We start from the raw sequence: 13,829 nt of genomic DNA on the forward strand, positions 1-13,829 counted from the left end.
TCGGGGCCGACCAGAGCCCCGACCGCTGAGTGCATCTCGACGATCCGTACCGGACCCGCCGCCGGGCCCCGACCACAGATCCGCCGACCACAGATCCACCCACCGACCGAGCCGAACCGGCACCGAGCCGCACCACAGAGAGGAGCGAGCATGCAGGGCATCGTCCTGCAGCTGACCCGTTTCGGGTTCCTGCTGCTGCTGTGGCTGTTCATCTACCTGATCATCCGGTCGATGCGCCGCGACCTGGCCGTCGCCAGCGGCGTCCGGTCCGCGTCGACCAACAGCGGCGGCATCCGCGACCGCCGCGCCCGCGCCACCCGCACCCGCGGCGCCGCCCGCTACCTGGTGGTCACCGCCGGCGCGCTGGCCAACACGCGCATCACCCTCGGCGATCAGGCGGTGCTCATCGGCCGGGCCGACGACTCCACCCTGGTGCTGTCCGACGACTACGCCTCCGAACGCCACGCGCGCCTGTCGAAACGCGGTGACGACTGGTACGTCGAGGACCTCGGGTCCACGAACGGCACCTACCTCGACCGCGCCAAGGTGACCACCGCGGTGCGCGCCCCGTTGAACACGCCGATCCGCATCGGCAAGACCGTGATTGAGTTGCGCCCGTGACCCTTGTGCTGCGCTACATCGCGCGTAGTGACCGTGGCCTCGTCCGGTCCAACAACGAAGACTCCGTCTACGCCGGCGCCCGCCTGCTGGCCCTCGCGGACGGCATGGGCGGGCACGCGGCCGGCGAGGTGGCCAGTCAGCTGGTCATCAACTCCATGCGCGCCCTCGACGACGACGAGGTGGGCCAGGACCTGCTCGGCGCCCTCGGCCACGCCGTCGCCGAAGGCAACGAGGCGATCGCCGCCGAGGTGCAGCGCCAGCCCGAACTCGAGGGCATGGGCACCACCCTCACGGCCATCCTGTTCGCCGGCTCCACCATCGGCCTGTGCCATGTGGGCGACTCCCGCGGCTACCTGCTGCGCGACGGCGAGCTCGCCCAGATCACCCGCGACGACACCTTCGTCCAGACCCTGGTCGACGAGGGCCGTATCACCGCCGAACAGGCGCATTCGCATCCGCAGCGCTCGCTGATCATGCGTGCGCTGACCGGCCAGGAGGTGGAACCGACCCTCACGCTGCGCGAGGCCCGCGCCGGAGACCGCTACCTGCTGTGCTCGGACGGCCTCTCGGACGTGGTCAGCGAGGAGACCATCGCCGACACCCTCGCCACGGTCACCGACTACCAAGAGTGCGCGCAGCGGCTCATCGAGCTCGCCCTGCGCAGCGGCGCCCCGGACAACGTCTCGGTGGCCCTGGCCGACGTCGTCGACACCGAGTACGGCGAGTCGCGTCCCATCCTCGGCGGTGCCGCCGGTGAGGACGACCAGGACGGCTACGTCCCCGACCCGACCACCGCCGCCGGACGGGCCGCCGCGCTGCGCCCGCCGGCCACCCCCGCGCAGCGGCCCAGCCTCAGCCAGGACGAACCCGAGCAGCGCCGCCACCCGTGGCGGCTGCCGATCCTGATCATCGGCGTCCTGGTGGTGATCGCCGCCCTGGTCACCACGTTCTTCGTGGTGCGCTCGAAGGCGATGGACAGCTTCTTCGTCACCAGCGACGGCGGTCAGGTAGTGGTGAAGCAGGGCTCGCCCGACACCCTGCTGTTCACCACCGTGCAGAAGCCCGCGCAGAAGGTGTGCGTGGTGGGCGCCGACACCGACGACCCGAGCTTCATGTTCGTCGACGACGGCTCCACCGACCAGTGCCAGCCGCTGCTGGTCGACGACCTCACCGAGGCCAGCCGGGTGGCGATCAATTCCGAGAGCATCCGCAACCTGGACCTGTCCGACGCGCAGACCCGGGTCCGCGGCCTGAAGATGCTGCCGCTGTGTCCGCCCGCCCCGTCGCCCACCCCCTCCGACGGGGAGCCCGGCCGCACCGGAACCTCCACGCCCGCACCGGCCCCGACCACTGAACGTCCCGACGCCTCGCCCAGCGACGCCCCGCACGCGCCGAACTCCGATGCGTCGTCCCCGGCGCCCGCACCGGCCACCACCGGCACCGACGGTAAGCGAACCTGCCGGGACGTCTGATGACCTCTGCGCCCATTCCCGTCTCCGCCAAGGCATCCGGCCGCACCACAGAGCTGGTGCTGCTGCTCGGTGCCCTGGTGCTGGTGGCGGCCGCCTTCCTGATCGTGGAGGCGGCACAGGGTCAGACGCTCACCTGGGCTCTGGCCAAGTACGTCGCCGCCTTCGCCGCCCTGTGGGGTATGGCCCACCTGGTGGTGCGCTACTTCGCGCCCTACGCCGATCCCACTCTGCTGCCGGCCGTCGCCGCCCTCAACGGTCTGGGCCTGGTGATGATCCACCGCCTGGACCTGGGCTCGGAGCGGGTCGACGAGGTGGCCAAGCAGGCCGAGCGCACCCACAACGCCGACCAGCAGCTGCTGTGGGTGTTCATCGGGGTGATCGCCTTCGCGGCCACGCTCATCCTGATCCGCGACCACCGCACCCTCTCCCGCTATGCCTACACCCTGGGCCTGGGCGGTCTGATCTTCCTGGCGCTGCCGGCGGTCCTGCCGTCGTCGATGTCGGAGATCAACGGCTCCAAGATCTGGATCCGCACCCCGCTCTTCAACATCCAGCCCGGCGAGTTCTCCAAGATCCTCATCATCATCTTCACCGCGGCCTTCCTGGTCTCGCGGCGTGACCTGTTCACCACCGCCGGGAGGCAGTTCGCCGGCATCGACTTTCCGCGTGCCCGCGACCTGGGCCCGCTGATCGCCGCCTGGGTGATCGCGATCGGCGTGCTCGGGTTCGAATCGGATCTGGGCACCTCGCTGCTGGTCTTCGCGACCGTGCTCACCATGCTCTACATCGCTACCGAGCGGGTCAGCTGGCTGCTGCTGGGTGTGGGCCTGTTCGTGGTCGGCGCCGTCGTCGCCTACCAGCTGTTCAGCCATCTGCAGACCCGTGTGCACGTCTGGCAGGATCCGTTCACCGACTACGAGGGCAGCGGCTATCAGATCGCACAGAGCCTGTTCGGGCTGGCCACCGGCGGCATGTTCGGCACCGGCCTGGGCTCGGGCCGGCCCAACATCGTGCCCTTCGCCAACACCGACTTCATCCTCACCTCGTTCGGCGAGGAGCTCGGTCTGGTCGGCATCGCCGCGCTGGTCATGCTGTACTTCATCGTCGTCATGCGCGGACTGCGCACCGCCGTCTCGGTGCGCGACAGCTTCGGCAAGCTGCTCGCCTCCGGACTGGCGGTGACCATCGCCGTGCAGCTGTTCGTCGTGCTCGGCGGCGTGACCAAACTGATCCCGCTGACCGGTCTCACCTCGCCGTTCCTCTCGTACGGCGGTTCCTCGCTGCTGGCCAACTTCATCCTGCTGGCCTTGCTGCTGCGCATCTCCAATGCCGCCCGGGAACCGGATGTGCCCAAGCGGCGCACCCCGCCGCCAGGCGTGGAGGCCATGGACACCCGGGTGGTGCCGCGCGCATGAACCGACCCATCCGCCGCGTCGCCGTCGCCGTCATCGTGATGATCGTCCTGCTCCTGGCCAACGCCACCTACGTGCAGGTGATCAAGGCCGACGGCCTGCGCAACGACAACCGCAACTCGCGGGTGCTGCTCGACGAGTACTCCCGCGAGCGTGGACTGATCGTGGCCGCCGACGGCACCGTCCTCGCCGAGTCGGTGCCCACCGACAACCGCTTCAAGTACCTGCGCCGCTACCCCACCTCACCGAACGCGTATGCGCCGGTCACCGGCTACTTCTCGCTCTTCTACAAGTCCGACCGCGGACTCGAGCACAGCGAGAACGCCATCCTCAACGGCAACGACGACCGGCTGTTCAGCCAGCGCTTCATGGACCTGTTCTCGGGCCGGGATCCGCGCGGCGGCAACGTGGTCACCACCATCGACCCCAAACTGCAGATGACCGCCTTCCGGGCGCTGCGCGAGGGCGACTGCGACGGACCGTGCCGCGGCGCGGTGGTCGCCCTCGAGCCGTCCACCGGCAAGATCCTGGCGATGGCGTCCACGCCCAGCTACAACCCCAACGAGCTGGCCGCGCAGGACGCCGAGGAGGCCACCGCCGCCTGGAATTCGCTCAACCCCGACAGTCCGGCGTCGCCGCTGATCAACCGGGCGATCACCGCGCTGTATCCGCCGGGATCGACGTTCAAGGTGGTCACCACCGCCACCGCCCTGGACGCCGGCCTGCCGGCCAGCACCCGGCTCACGTCGGCCGCGCGCATCACGCTGCCCGATTCGGCGACGATGCTGCCCAACGACAGCGGTGAGACCTGCCCGGGATCGACGGCCGGGACGGTCACCCTGACCCAGGCCTTCCAGTACTCGTGCAACACCGCCTTCGCCCAGCTGGTCACCGAGAAGCTGCCCGACGATCCGGTGCAGGCGTTCGAGAAGACCGCCGGCGACTTCGGCATCGACTCGAAGTTCCCGGGTATCCCGCTGCCGGTGTCCACCTCCACGGTCGGCGACATCGGCGACAACGACCTGGCGATGCTCGCCCAGTCGTCGATCGGTCAGCGCGACGTGCGCCTGACGGTGATGCAGAACGCCCTGATCGCCGCGTCGGTCGCCAACGGCGGCGTGCGGATGCGTCCCTACCTGGTGGATAAGGTGCAGACCGCAGACCTGCGCACCGTGTCGACTACGTCTCCTTCGACCCTCAACCGCCCCCTGAGTCCCGACCAAGCTGACACACTGACCGACATGATGATCCGGTCCGAGCAGGCGACCGCCGGTGCGCAGTCCGGTATCGCCTCGAAGACCGGTACCGCCGAACCCGGCGACGCCGGTGCGACGACCTACGCCTGGTACATCGGCTTCGCGCCGAGTTCCAACTCGCGTATCGCCGTGGCGGTGGTCGTGGAGAACGGCAGCGGGGGCGCCAACTCCTACGGCGGCGTGGTCGCCGCCCCGATTGGACGCGCTGTAATGAATGCATATACCGGAGGTGGCCGATGAGCCTGCAGAACGGGACCGTCATCGCTGACCGCTACCGTCTGGTCCGGCTCATCGCCACCGGCGGCATGGGTCAGGTGTGGGAGGCGCTCGACACACGGCTCGGCCGCCGTGTGGCGGTCAAGGCGCTCAAGGCCGAGTACACCAACGACCCCGAGTTCCTCGCCCGGTTCCGGGCCGAGGCGCAGACCACCGCGCGGCTCAACGACCCGGGCATCGCCAACGTCTTCGACTACGGCGAGACCCCGGACCGCAACGGCGGCGACACCCTGGCGTACCTGGTGATGGAACTGGTCGACGGCGAGCCGCTCAACTCGGTGATCACCCGCCTCGGGAAGCTGTCGCTGACGCACACCCTGGACATGCTCGAGCAGACCGGCCGGGCGCTGCAGGCCGCCCATGCGCAGGGGCTGGTGCACCGGGACGTCAAGCCCGGCAACATCCTGATCACCCCGGCCGGGCAGGTCAAGATCACCGACTTCGGCATCGCCAAGGCCGTGGACGCGGCGCCGGTCACCCAGACCGGCATGGTGATGGGCACCGCGCAGTACATCTCACCCGAGCAGGCGCAGGGCCTCGAGGCCACCGCCGCCTCGGACGTGTACTCGCTGGGTGTGGTGGGCTTCGAGGCCCTCACCGGCCAGCGCCCCTTCGGCGGCGAGGGCGCCATCACCGTCGCGATGAAGCACATCAACGAGGAGCCGCCGCAGCTGCCGTCGTCGATTCCGCCGGCCGTGCGGCGGCTGATCGAGATCACCCTGCGCAAGGATCCGGCCGCCCGGTACGCCAACGGCGGCGAGTTCGCCGATGCGGTGGCCGCGGTACGCGCCGGGCACGAGCCGCCGCCCCCGCGCAGCGGCGTGGTGCCGGCACCGACCGGAACCCGCGCCACCACCGTCATCCCGGCCCCCGCGCCGGTCCCGGCGGCCCGCCCGATGGCAGCCCCGCCGGTCGAAGACGGCTGGAGCACCGGTCACAAGGTGCTGGCCGGCCTGGCCGGTCTGCTGCTGATCGCGGCGATCGCCCTCATCGGCTACTGGCTGGCCACCTCACCGGAGGGCACCACCTCGCCGAGCACGTCCACCCCGGCCACGGTCACCGAGACCACCACCGAGCGCAATCAGCCGGAGACCACCGAGGAGACCCCGACCTCGGAGACCAGCGAGACCAGTGAGTCGAGCGAGACCGAGACCAGCACGCCCACCACCACCGAGACGACCGACGAGGAGACCACCAGCACGCGGCGCGGCATCCCGGGTCTGCCCGACATCAGTATCGAGATCCCCGGTATCGGCTGATGATGAATCAGGACGAGTTGCTCTCGGACCGCTACGAGCTGGGCGAAACGCTCGGCTTCGGCGGCATGTCCGAGGTGCAGTTCGCGCGCGATCTGCTGCTGCACCGGGATGTGGCGATCAAGATCCTGCGGCCCGACCTGGCCCGCGATCCGTCGTTCTATCTGCGTTTCCGCCGGGAGGCGCAGAACGCGGCCAAGCTGAACCATCCGTCGATCGTGCAGGTCTTCGACACCGGTGAGGCGGAGACCCCGGAGGGTCCGCTGCCGTTCATCGTGATGGAGTACGTCGACGGCGACACGCTGCGCGACGTGCTGCGCGCCAACGGCCCGGTCTCGCCGCGGCAGGCGATGACCTGGATGGCCGACGTGGCCGCCGCGATGGACTTCTCGCACAAGGCCGGGATCGTGCACCGCGACATGAAGCCGGCGAATGTGATGATCGACCGGGCCGGCGCCGTGAAGGTGATGGACTTCGGCATCGCCCGCGCCATGGACGACACCTCGGCCACCATGACGCAGACCTCGGCGGTGATGGGCACCGCCCAGTACCTCTCGCCGGAGCAGGCGCGCGGGCTGAAGGTGGATCCGCGCAGCGACGTCTACTCGATGGGCTGTGTGCTGTTCGAGCTGGTCACCGGCGAACCGCCGTTCACCGGCGACTCCCCGATCGCGGTGGCCCACCAGCACGTGCACGAGGATCCGCGCCGGCCGTCGCACGTGCGCCCGGACCTGTCCCCCGAATTCGATTCGGTGGTCATGAAGGCGATGAGCAAGAACCCGGCGAACCGCTATCAGAGCGCCGCCGACTTCCGCGCCGACCTGATCAAGGTGCTCTCCGGCGGCAAACCGTCGGCCCCGATGCTGCTCGACGGTCCCGAGGATCTCGAGGACACCGGCCGCTCGCGGGCCGCGGTGCCCGGACGCCGGCGCGCCGAGGTGCGCGCACGCCGCACCGAGGACGACGACGACCGTCCGCTGTACCGGCGCCGCGCCGGTCAGATGGTGATGGCGCTGGTGCTGATCGCCGTTCTGCTGGCGGCCCTGTTCGCGTGGTCGCCGTGGGGCGGCTCGGACCAGAAGGTCGACGTGCCGCCGGTGGCGGGCCTCGATGCGGCCGCCGCCAAGCAGACCCTCGAGAGTCAGGGCTTCCGGGTCAAGGAACGCGCCGAGCCGAGCATGACCGAGGAGCGCGGTCGCGCCACCCGGACCGTGCCCGGCGTGGACGTGCCCACCGCCAAGGGCTCCGAGGTGACGCTGTACATCTCGTCCGGACCCGAGCAGCATGAGATCCCCGACCTGCGCGGCAAGTCCGCCAAGGAAGCCACCGAGGCGCTCTCGGTGCTCGGCTTCAAGAACGTACGCACGGTCAAGACCGACTCCACCGAGGAACTCAAGGACAAGGTGGTGCGCACCGGTCCGGCGAAGGGCGCCAAGACCCCGGTCGACCAGACCATCACGCTGTACGTGGGCACCGGACCCAAGCAGGTGACCATTCCGGATCTGCGCGGCCAGACCGAGGCGCAGGCCCGCTCCGTGCTCGAGGAGCTGGGTCTGGAGATGACCACCGCCAACACCGACTCCGACCTGCCCGCCGGCCAGGTGGTCAGTACGGACCCCGGCAGCGGGGCCACCGTCGACGCCGGGAGCACCGTTCAGGTCCTGCTGTCCCGGGACAACATGATCGAGGTGCCGGATCTGAAGGGCAAGACCGAGAATCAGGCCCGCAGCGCCCTCCACGACGCCGGCTGGGAAGGCCGGATGGTGACGAATCCGCGTTCGGTGCCGCTCGGCTCGCCCAACGCCGACAAGGTGATGTCGCAGAGCCCTGCGCCCGGTTCGACGATCCGCAAGGACGAGAACGTCTCGGTGACGGTCGGGCAGGCGCGCCTGATCGGCTGAGCACCGTCCCACGCCGACCGGGCTCCGGCCGATCCCGGCGGAGGGTCAGTGGCGCAGGGCGCCGGCCATCTCCGCTTCGAGGCTCGCGACCCGGGACTCCGGGACGTCGAGCCCGCAGACCGAGAGCCAGTTGGCGAGCATCCGGTGGCCGCCCTGGGTGAGCACGCTCTCGGGATGGAACTGCACCCCGTGGATCGGCAGCTCGCGGTGGCGCATGGCCATGACGATGCCCGACTCGGTGCGCCCGGTGACGACGAGCTCGTCGGGAATGGTCTCGGGCAGGACGGTCAGCGAGTGGTACCGGGTGGCGACGAAGGGGTCGGGCAGCCCGGCCAGGACACCCCGGCCGTCGTGCGTGACCAGCGAGGTCTTGCCGTGCAGGAGTTCGGGGGCACGGTCGACGGTGGCCCCGAAGGCCGCCCCGATCGCCTGATGGCCCAGACACACCCCGAGCAGCGGCGTGCCGGCGGCCGCGGCCACCGGAATGATCGGCATCGTCGCCCCCGCCCGCTGCGGCGTGCCCGGGCCGGGTGAGAGCAGGATCCCGTCGAAGGCGTCGACCACGGCCGGCAGGTCGGCGAGGCGTTCGTCGTCGTTACGCCAGACCTCGGCGTCCACCCCGAGCTGACCCAGGTATTGGACCAGGTTGTAGACGAAGCTGTCGTAGTTGTCGATCACCAGAACGCGCACTGTGCCAGGTTATCGGGTTCTCGCAGGCGGGGCCCGCTGGGTTACCGTAGAGCCATGCCTAAGTCAAAGGTGCGGAAGAAGACCGATTACACGATCAACCCGGCGAGCCGCACGCCGGTGAAGGTCAAGACCGGGCCGTCGAGCGTCTGGTACCAGGCCGTCATGTTCGGTTTCATGCTGGTGGGTCTGGCGTGGCTGCTGGTGTACTACATCGGCGCATCGAGCAGCAACAGCGCGCTCGGGCAGGAGGGCAAGTTCCTGCACTGGATGTACGAGCTCGGTTCGTGGAACCTGCTGATCGGTTTCGGTCTGGGTGTGGTGGGCCTGTTGATGACCATGGGATGGCGCTGAGTCCGCCCAGTTCATGACCCCTTCACGAGGTTATCCACAGCTGTGGAATAACATGTGTGTAAGTCATTCACACAGTGGAAATCACATGTGTGTAAGTTATCCGCATTGTGGGTAAGTCCTGTGGATAACTCTGTGAGCACACCCCGTCGCAGCTGGTCGACGCCGTTCCCGGCGGGTCTGGCCGTACTGATCGGCGGGATCGTTCTGATCGCCGCGGCCGCCGCGAGCTATCGGGAACCGGCCGGCATGCTGCTGCTCGGACTGGCAGGCCTGGGCCTGGTCGCCGTCGGCACCATCGCGCTGACCCGGCGTCCCCGACTCACCCTGAGTCTCGGGCCCGGCCGTCGCCCGGAACTGACGATCCGCACGCTGCGCGGCCTGCGCACGCTCACGCCCGAGTCGATCGACTCGGTGGAACTGCTGGGCACCCGCCGGCTGCTGTTCTCGTCCACCCAACTGCTGATCGACGACGGCGACGGGGGGCTGTACGTCTTCAGCCGCTGGGATCTGGGGGAATCACCGCAAGCCGCCGCCGAGGAACTGACCGCTGCCGGACTCGAGGTCCGGCAGCGGCTCTGAGCGCGGTATGGGTCAGCCGGTGGCGGCGGCGAAGCCGGTGCCCAGGGCCAGCGCCACCACCAGCAGGACGCCCAGCCCGATCCAGGAGACCCGGCTCACCTCTCGGTAGGTGCGCCGCTCCGGCGGCAGCGCGACCGTGGGCAGCCAGAGTACGGCGGCCGCGGATGCGGCACCGAAGACCAGGCCGCCGAGATGGCCGAACAGCGAGATGTTCGGTAGGCCGATCGACAGCGCGAGGTTGAAGCCGATGACGATGAGCACCGTCGTCGGCGACAGTTTGAGCCGGAGCACCACCACCAGCAGTGCGCCCATCAGTCCGTAGATGGCTCCGGAGGCCCCGGCGGTGAGCGTCGGATCGCCTTCGAGCGCCATCACCAGACCGCTGCCGCCGAGCAGGCTGATCAGGTAGATCGCCAGGTAGCGGGCGGTGCCGAAGATGCGTTCGAGGTCACGGCCCACGATGTACAGCGAGAGCATGTTGATCACCAGATGCATCACCGACCAGTGCAGAAAGCCCGAGGTGAGCAGCCTCCAGTACTGGTCGTCGAAGCCGGCGCCGGTGATCAGGGCGCCGTTGCGCATGACCGACGAGTTCACCATGTGGGTGCCGCCGGCCTGCGCCAGACAGATCAGGAAGACGACGACGTTGACGCCGATCAGCCCGTAGGTGGCGTACGGAACCGCATCGGCTGCGGCTGTCGGGGCCGCGGGCACCGGGCCGGTGGCACGCGCGGACTGCTGCGCCTGGTTCACGCAGTCGACGCAGTGCTGTCCCACGCTCGCCGGCCGCAGACACTCCGGACAGGCCGACCGCCCGCACCGCGTACAGGAGAGTGCGGTGGGACGGTCGGGATGCCGGTAGCAGTACTGAGTCACCGAGCTCAGCTGAGCTCGATGCTTTCGATCACCACGTCCTCGAGCGGGCGGTCGCCCGGACCGGTCGCGGTGGTGCCGATGGCGTCGACGACGGCCTGCGAGGCCGAGTCGGTGACCTCACCGAAGATGGTGTGGCGCCGGTTGAGATGCGGGGTGGGCGTGGTGGTGATGAAGAACTGGGAGCCGTTGGTGCCGGGTCCGGCGTTGGCCATGGCCAGCAGGTAGGGGCGGTCGAACTGGAGCTCGGGGTGGAATTCGTCCTCGAAGCGGTAGCCGGGGCCGCCGCGGCCGGTGCCGGTCGGGTCGCCGCCCTGGATCATGAAGCCGTCGATCACCCGGTGGAAGATCGCGCCGTCGTAGAACGGGCCGCTGTCACCGCCCTTGGCGTTGGTGGTCGAATAGTCCTTGCTCCCGTCGGCGAGACCGACGAAGTTCGCCACGGTCTTCGGAGCGTGATTGGGGAACAGGTCGATGACGATGTCGCCGCGATTGGTGTGCAGGGTCGCGGTCTTCTTCTCTGCAGTCACAGCATCCATCCAACCACGTCTTCTGGCGTGTGGGACGGTGACCTGGCACTCTGAAAGACATGTCGAACAAGGTCCTGGCCGTGACCGCCTCCGTTCTGCTCGCGCTGATCGCTGCGCTCTTGGTGGTGGCCCGGCGCTCGCGCACCGAACACCCGCCCGTCTCGCCGACGGTGCCGCGCATCGAGGACCTGCAGAGCGACGACCGCCGCACCGCGACCGGGTAGTTTTGACCCGTGGCTTCCGACGATTCCCGCGACGACCCCGCCCCGAACGACCCGGCCGGCGATGATGCGCGCCCGGCCCCGGCGACCGGCTCCGAGCCGACTTCGGCGCCGGAACCGGCCGAGGACGGTACCGGTTTCGCGGCGGCGCCGTGGGAGCGCTCCCCGACGCCGACGACCAGCCCGGGCTCCGGTCCGGTGCCGGTGAGCCGTCCCGCGGGCTCGGCGGGAACGCCGCCGGGCCGGCCTTCGGCCCCGTCGGCCCCAGCAACCCCTTCGGCCACGTCGGCCCCAGCCTCCTCTTCGGCCCCGTCGGGGTCGCCTGATCCGGCGAGCACCGTCGGCCAGGACCGTCCGGTCAGCCGCCCCGCGCCGCCCCGCACGACACCGCCCGCGGCCGGCGGTTCCGGTCCGGGTCCCGCCCCGGCCGTGGGTACGGACCGGCCGGCCCCGCGTCCGGCTCCGGCTACCGGCTCGGCGTCCCCGGGCACCGGATCCACGCCCCGCCCGCCGGCCGGCAGGCCGCAGAGTCAGGTCGGTAAGCACAGCGGCCCCATCCCCACGGCGGGCCCGGCCGGTCCGGCACCGCAGGACGGCAGGCCCGCGCAGCCGGATCGGCGCCCGGGGCCACCGGGTGCACAGACCGGCGCCGCGGTCCCCAGGACCGGCACTCCGCCGCGCGGTCCGGCGGCTCCGGCCGATCGCCCGCTGGCCTATTCGGCGGTCCCGGACGGCCCGGTGAGCGGATCCAGACCCGCACCGCCGGCCGCAGCAGGGGCCTCGCTGACCGCGCAGAGCGCGCCTTCCGCCGCGGCGACGGCCAGGCCGGTCACCGGCAACCCCGCCCCGGCCGTCGCCGATGAAGCCCGCGATGACAAGCCCCAGGATGAGAAAAACCAGGAATCCGTGAACCGTTCTTCTGCCGCACCGGCCTCGCTGAGCACCGTATCGGTGGTCGCCCTGGTGCTGTCTGCGCTCGGCTTTCTGCTGATCACCGTGCCCTTCGGCCTGTGGCTTGGCTATCGCGGCGTCAGCGAGACCTCGCCGCCGCGGCCGCGCCGCGACGGGCTGCCACTGGCCAAGGCCGCAGTCGTGCTCGGCTGGGCGTGGGTGGTCTTCTGGGTGCTGGCACTGATCGCCTACCTGTGGATCCTGCTCTGATCCGAAGCGCCGTTCCGCGGCCGGAGCTCGCACCGGCACGGCGCACTCAACTGTTACGGCGTAGTATCCCAGGCATGTTCAGGCGATCTGTTCTTCTTCTGCTCTGTTCGATCCTCGCTCTTGCCGGCGTCGCCGCGCTGCCCACTGCGCGGGCTCAGGCCGCCGGCTGCCCGAATGTGGTGAATCTGTTCGCCCGCGGCACCGCCGAGACCGCTCCCCCGGTGGGCATCACCGGGCTGGCCTTCCAGAACGCACTGCAGTCCCGGCTCCCCGGCCGCAACGTGCAGGTCCGGCCGGTCGACTATCCGGCCAGCTCCAACTTCAACAACCGCGAGGCCATCGTGCGCAGCGTGATGACCGGCGTGCAGGACGCGCAGAAGCAGATCACCGGCATCGTCGACCGGTGCCCGCGCACCAATATCGTGCTGGGCGGCTACTCGCAGGGCGCCGTCGTGGCCGCGTACACCGTCAACGGCGGTCTGACCATGCCGGCCCGCAACGCCGAGTACTCGTGGCTGCTGCCCAAGCAGCTGCCGGAGAAGGTGGCCTCCCATGTGGCCGCGGTGGTGCTGATCGCACCGCCGTCGTCGCGCTGGATGCGCGATCTCGGGGCCCCGCAGCTGACCGTCGGCAAGAACTACCGCGCCAAGACCGCGCGGTACTGCACCCCCGGTGACACCGTCTGCGACGGCTCCCCGGTCGGTCAGCCCAACGAGCTGCACGTGCTGTACCCGTTCAACGGCACCGTCGACCGCGCAGCGGACTTCGCCGCCGCCCGGGTGCGCCGCTGACGGCGCCGGACTGATCGGACCGGACGTCTCCGCGAAGACCATCGCCTTCGCGGAGACGCTTTTCGTGCCCGGATGCCGCGGGCCGTCCCCGTGGCCGGGCGTTCCGGGCTATGGTCGGGCCGTCGTCGGTGGCCCTGGCGGGCCGTGGTGCGGCCGCTTCCGCGGCCCCTGGGTATCGAAAGCAGTGACTGCTCATGCGGTGAGACTCTGTTCGCGAACACGCCAAGAGCATCGCAGTGAGCGCGGGTGCGCTCGCGCTGGTGCTGGTGATCGTCTGGCTCGACATCTCGACGAATGTGTGGAGCGAGGTGGTGATTCTCTCCGGTCTCGCCGCCGGTCTGGTCACCTTCATCCTGACGGTGATGGTGCTCGACAAGGTGGTGTCACGCTCCACCGAGCGGCGCTGGGCGCCGGTGACCCGGCTGGCGCTCTCCGAGTT

At 69.9% G+C, this 13,829-nt stretch carries 15 protein-coding genes and 1 pseudogene; 13 read left to right on the forward strand and 3 right to left on the reverse strand.

Annotated features, from left to right (window positions below):
- Nucleotides 1-150 precede the first annotated feature (150 nt).
- From ACJMNC_RS16340 to pknB, 6 genes are read left to right on the forward strand one after another with little or no spacing between them, the layout of a single operon-like run.
- Nucleotides 151-621, forward strand: coding sequence for an FHA domain-containing protein (locus ACJMNC_RS16340; protein WP_408949016.1), 471 nt, complete (start codon nucleotides 151-153; stop codon nucleotides 619-621).
- Complete coding sequence (locus tag ACJMNC_RS16345; protein ID WP_408949017.1) at nucleotides 618-2,093, forward strand: protein phosphatase 2C domain-containing protein; 1,476 nt, start codon at nucleotides 618-620, stop codon at nucleotides 2,091-2,093. The genes ACJMNC_RS16340 and ACJMNC_RS16345 overlap by 4 nt, the downstream gene beginning before the upstream one ends.
- Nucleotides 2,093-3,508 (forward strand): FtsW/RodA/SpoVE family cell cycle protein, encoded by a 1,416-nt coding sequence (locus ACJMNC_RS16350; RefSeq protein ID WP_408949018.1) that lies wholly within the window; start codon nucleotides 2,093-2,095, stop codon nucleotides 3,506-3,508. Before ACJMNC_RS16345 ends, ACJMNC_RS16350 begins: the two co-directional genes overlap by 1 nt.
- Nucleotides 3,505-5,001, forward strand: a complete 1,497-nt coding sequence (locus ACJMNC_RS16355) for a peptidoglycan D,D-transpeptidase FtsI family protein (RefSeq protein ID WP_408949019.1) — start codon at nucleotides 3,505-3,507, stop codon at nucleotides 4,999-5,001. The genes ACJMNC_RS16350 and ACJMNC_RS16355 overlap by 4 nt, the downstream gene beginning before the upstream one ends.
- Entirely contained in the window at nucleotides 4,998-6,296 is a 1,299-nt protein-coding gene (locus ACJMNC_RS16360; protein WP_408949020.1) for a serine/threonine-protein kinase, read from the forward strand. The genes ACJMNC_RS16355 and ACJMNC_RS16360 overlap by 4 nt, the downstream gene beginning before the upstream one ends.
- Before the next feature lie 2 nt (nucleotides 6,297-6,298).
- Nucleotides 6,299-8,194 (forward strand): Stk1 family PASTA domain-containing Ser/Thr kinase, encoded by a 1,896-nt coding sequence (gene pknB / locus ACJMNC_RS16365; RefSeq protein ID WP_408949033.1) that lies wholly within the window; start codon nucleotides 6,299-6,301, stop codon nucleotides 8,192-8,194.
- A gap of 45 nt (nucleotides 8,195-8,239) precedes the next feature.
- Here the strand turns inward: pknB and ACJMNC_RS16370 are convergent, their stop codons facing one another.
- Nucleotides 8,240-8,884 carry an aminodeoxychorismate/anthranilate synthase component II gene (locus tag ACJMNC_RS16370; protein ID WP_408949021.1) on the reverse strand — a complete coding sequence of 215 codons (645 nt, stop codon included), beginning with the start codon at nucleotides 8,882-8,884 and terminating at the stop codon, nucleotides 8,240-8,242.
- A 54-nt stretch (nucleotides 8,885-8,938) separates the two neighbouring features.
- Here ACJMNC_RS16370 and crgA point away from each other — a divergent pair, with 54 nt between their 5' ends.
- Together crgA and ACJMNC_RS16380 are read left to right on the forward strand one after the other, a co-directional pair.
- The gene (gene crgA / locus ACJMNC_RS16375; RefSeq protein WP_408949022.1) at nucleotides 8,939-9,235 is read left to right on the forward strand and encodes a cell division protein CrgA; all 297 of its coding nucleotides are present in this window, start codon (nucleotides 8,939-8,941) and stop codon (nucleotides 9,233-9,235) included.
- 132 nt (nucleotides 9,236-9,367) lie between these two features.
- The gene (locus ACJMNC_RS16380; RefSeq protein WP_408949023.1) at nucleotides 9,368-9,814 is read left to right on the forward strand and encodes a PH domain-containing protein; all 447 of its coding nucleotides are present in this window, start codon (nucleotides 9,368-9,370) and stop codon (nucleotides 9,812-9,814) included.
- A 12-nt stretch (nucleotides 9,815-9,826) separates the two neighbouring features.
- Here the strand turns inward: ACJMNC_RS16380 and ACJMNC_RS16385 are convergent, their stop codons facing one another.
- The gene (locus ACJMNC_RS16385) at nucleotides 9,827-10,567 is read right to left on the reverse strand and encodes a rhomboid family intramembrane serine protease (RefSeq protein ID WP_408949024.1); all 741 of its coding nucleotides are present in this window, start codon (nucleotides 10,565-10,567) and stop codon (nucleotides 9,827-9,829) included.
- Nucleotides 10,568-10,695: 128 nt separating this feature from the next.
- Nucleotides 10,696-11,217, reverse strand: a complete 522-nt coding sequence (locus ACJMNC_RS16390) for a peptidylprolyl isomerase (RefSeq protein ID WP_408949025.1) — start codon at nucleotides 11,215-11,217, stop codon at nucleotides 10,696-10,698.
- Between the two features lie 59 nt (nucleotides 11,218-11,276).
- On the opposite strand from ACJMNC_RS16390, the gene ACJMNC_RS16395 reads away from it, so the two are divergent.
- The 5 genes and pseudogenes from ACJMNC_RS16395 to ACJMNC_RS16415 form a co-directional block, all read left to right on the forward strand.
- Nucleotides 11,277-11,441 (forward strand): hypothetical protein, encoded by a 165-nt coding sequence (locus ACJMNC_RS16395; protein ID WP_408949026.1) that lies wholly within the window; start codon nucleotides 11,277-11,279, stop codon nucleotides 11,439-11,441.
- 149 nt (nucleotides 11,442-11,590) lie between these two features.
- A complete protein-coding gene (locus ACJMNC_RS16400; RefSeq protein ID WP_408949027.1) occupies nucleotides 11,591-11,764 on the forward strand; it encodes a hypothetical protein in 174 nt (57 codons plus the stop codon).
- Between the two features lie 580 nt (nucleotides 11,765-12,344).
- Entirely contained in the window at nucleotides 12,345-12,599 is a 255-nt protein-coding gene (locus ACJMNC_RS16405; RefSeq protein ID WP_408949028.1) for a DUF4190 domain-containing protein, read from the forward strand.
- A 74-nt stretch (nucleotides 12,600-12,673) separates the two neighbouring features.
- Nucleotides 12,674-13,390 (forward strand): cutinase family protein, encoded by a 717-nt coding sequence (locus tag ACJMNC_RS16410; protein ID WP_408949029.1) that lies wholly within the window; start codon nucleotides 12,674-12,676, stop codon nucleotides 13,388-13,390.
- 236 nt (nucleotides 13,391-13,626) lie between these two features.
- Nucleotides 13,627-13,829: pseudogene (locus ACJMNC_RS16415) on the forward strand (hypothetical protein); the annotation flags it as partial.

The organism is Gordonia sp. VNK21, from assembly GCF_046098115.1.
In the GTDB taxonomy this organism is placed as follows: domain Bacteria; phylum Actinomycetota; class Actinomycetes; order Mycobacteriales; family Mycobacteriaceae; genus Gordonia.

What these genes read in the sequence shown, in the direction of transcription:
- crgA (WP_408949022.1), top strand. Translation starts at nt 8,939, where the DNA reads ATGCCTAAGTCAAAGGTGCGGAAGAAGACCGATTACACGATCAACCCG.
- pknB (WP_408949033.1), top strand. Translation starts at nt 6,299, where the DNA reads ATGAATCAGGACGAGTTGCTCTCGGACCGCTACGAGCTGGGCGAAACG.
- ACJMNC_RS16350 (WP_408949018.1), top strand. Translation starts at nt 2,093, where the DNA reads ATGACCTCTGCGCCCATTCCCGTCTCCGCCAAGGCATCCGGCCGCACC.
- ACJMNC_RS16340 (WP_408949016.1), top strand. Translation starts at nt 151, where the DNA reads ATGCAGGGCATCGTCCTGCAGCTGACCCGTTTCGGGTTCCTGCTGCTG.
- ACJMNC_RS16395 (WP_408949026.1), top strand. Translation starts at nt 11,277, where the DNA reads ATGTCGAACAAGGTCCTGGCCGTGACCGCCTCCGTTCTGCTCGCGCTG.
- ACJMNC_RS16355 (WP_408949019.1), top strand. Translation starts at nt 3,505, where the DNA reads ATGAACCGACCCATCCGCCGCGTCGCCGTCGCCGTCATCGTGATGATC.
- ACJMNC_RS16360 (WP_408949020.1), top strand. Translation starts at nt 4,998, where the DNA reads ATGAGCCTGCAGAACGGGACCGTCATCGCTGACCGCTACCGTCTGGTC.
- ACJMNC_RS16410 (WP_408949029.1), top strand. Translation starts at nt 12,674, where the DNA reads ATGTTCAGGCGATCTGTTCTTCTTCTGCTCTGTTCGATCCTCGCTCTT.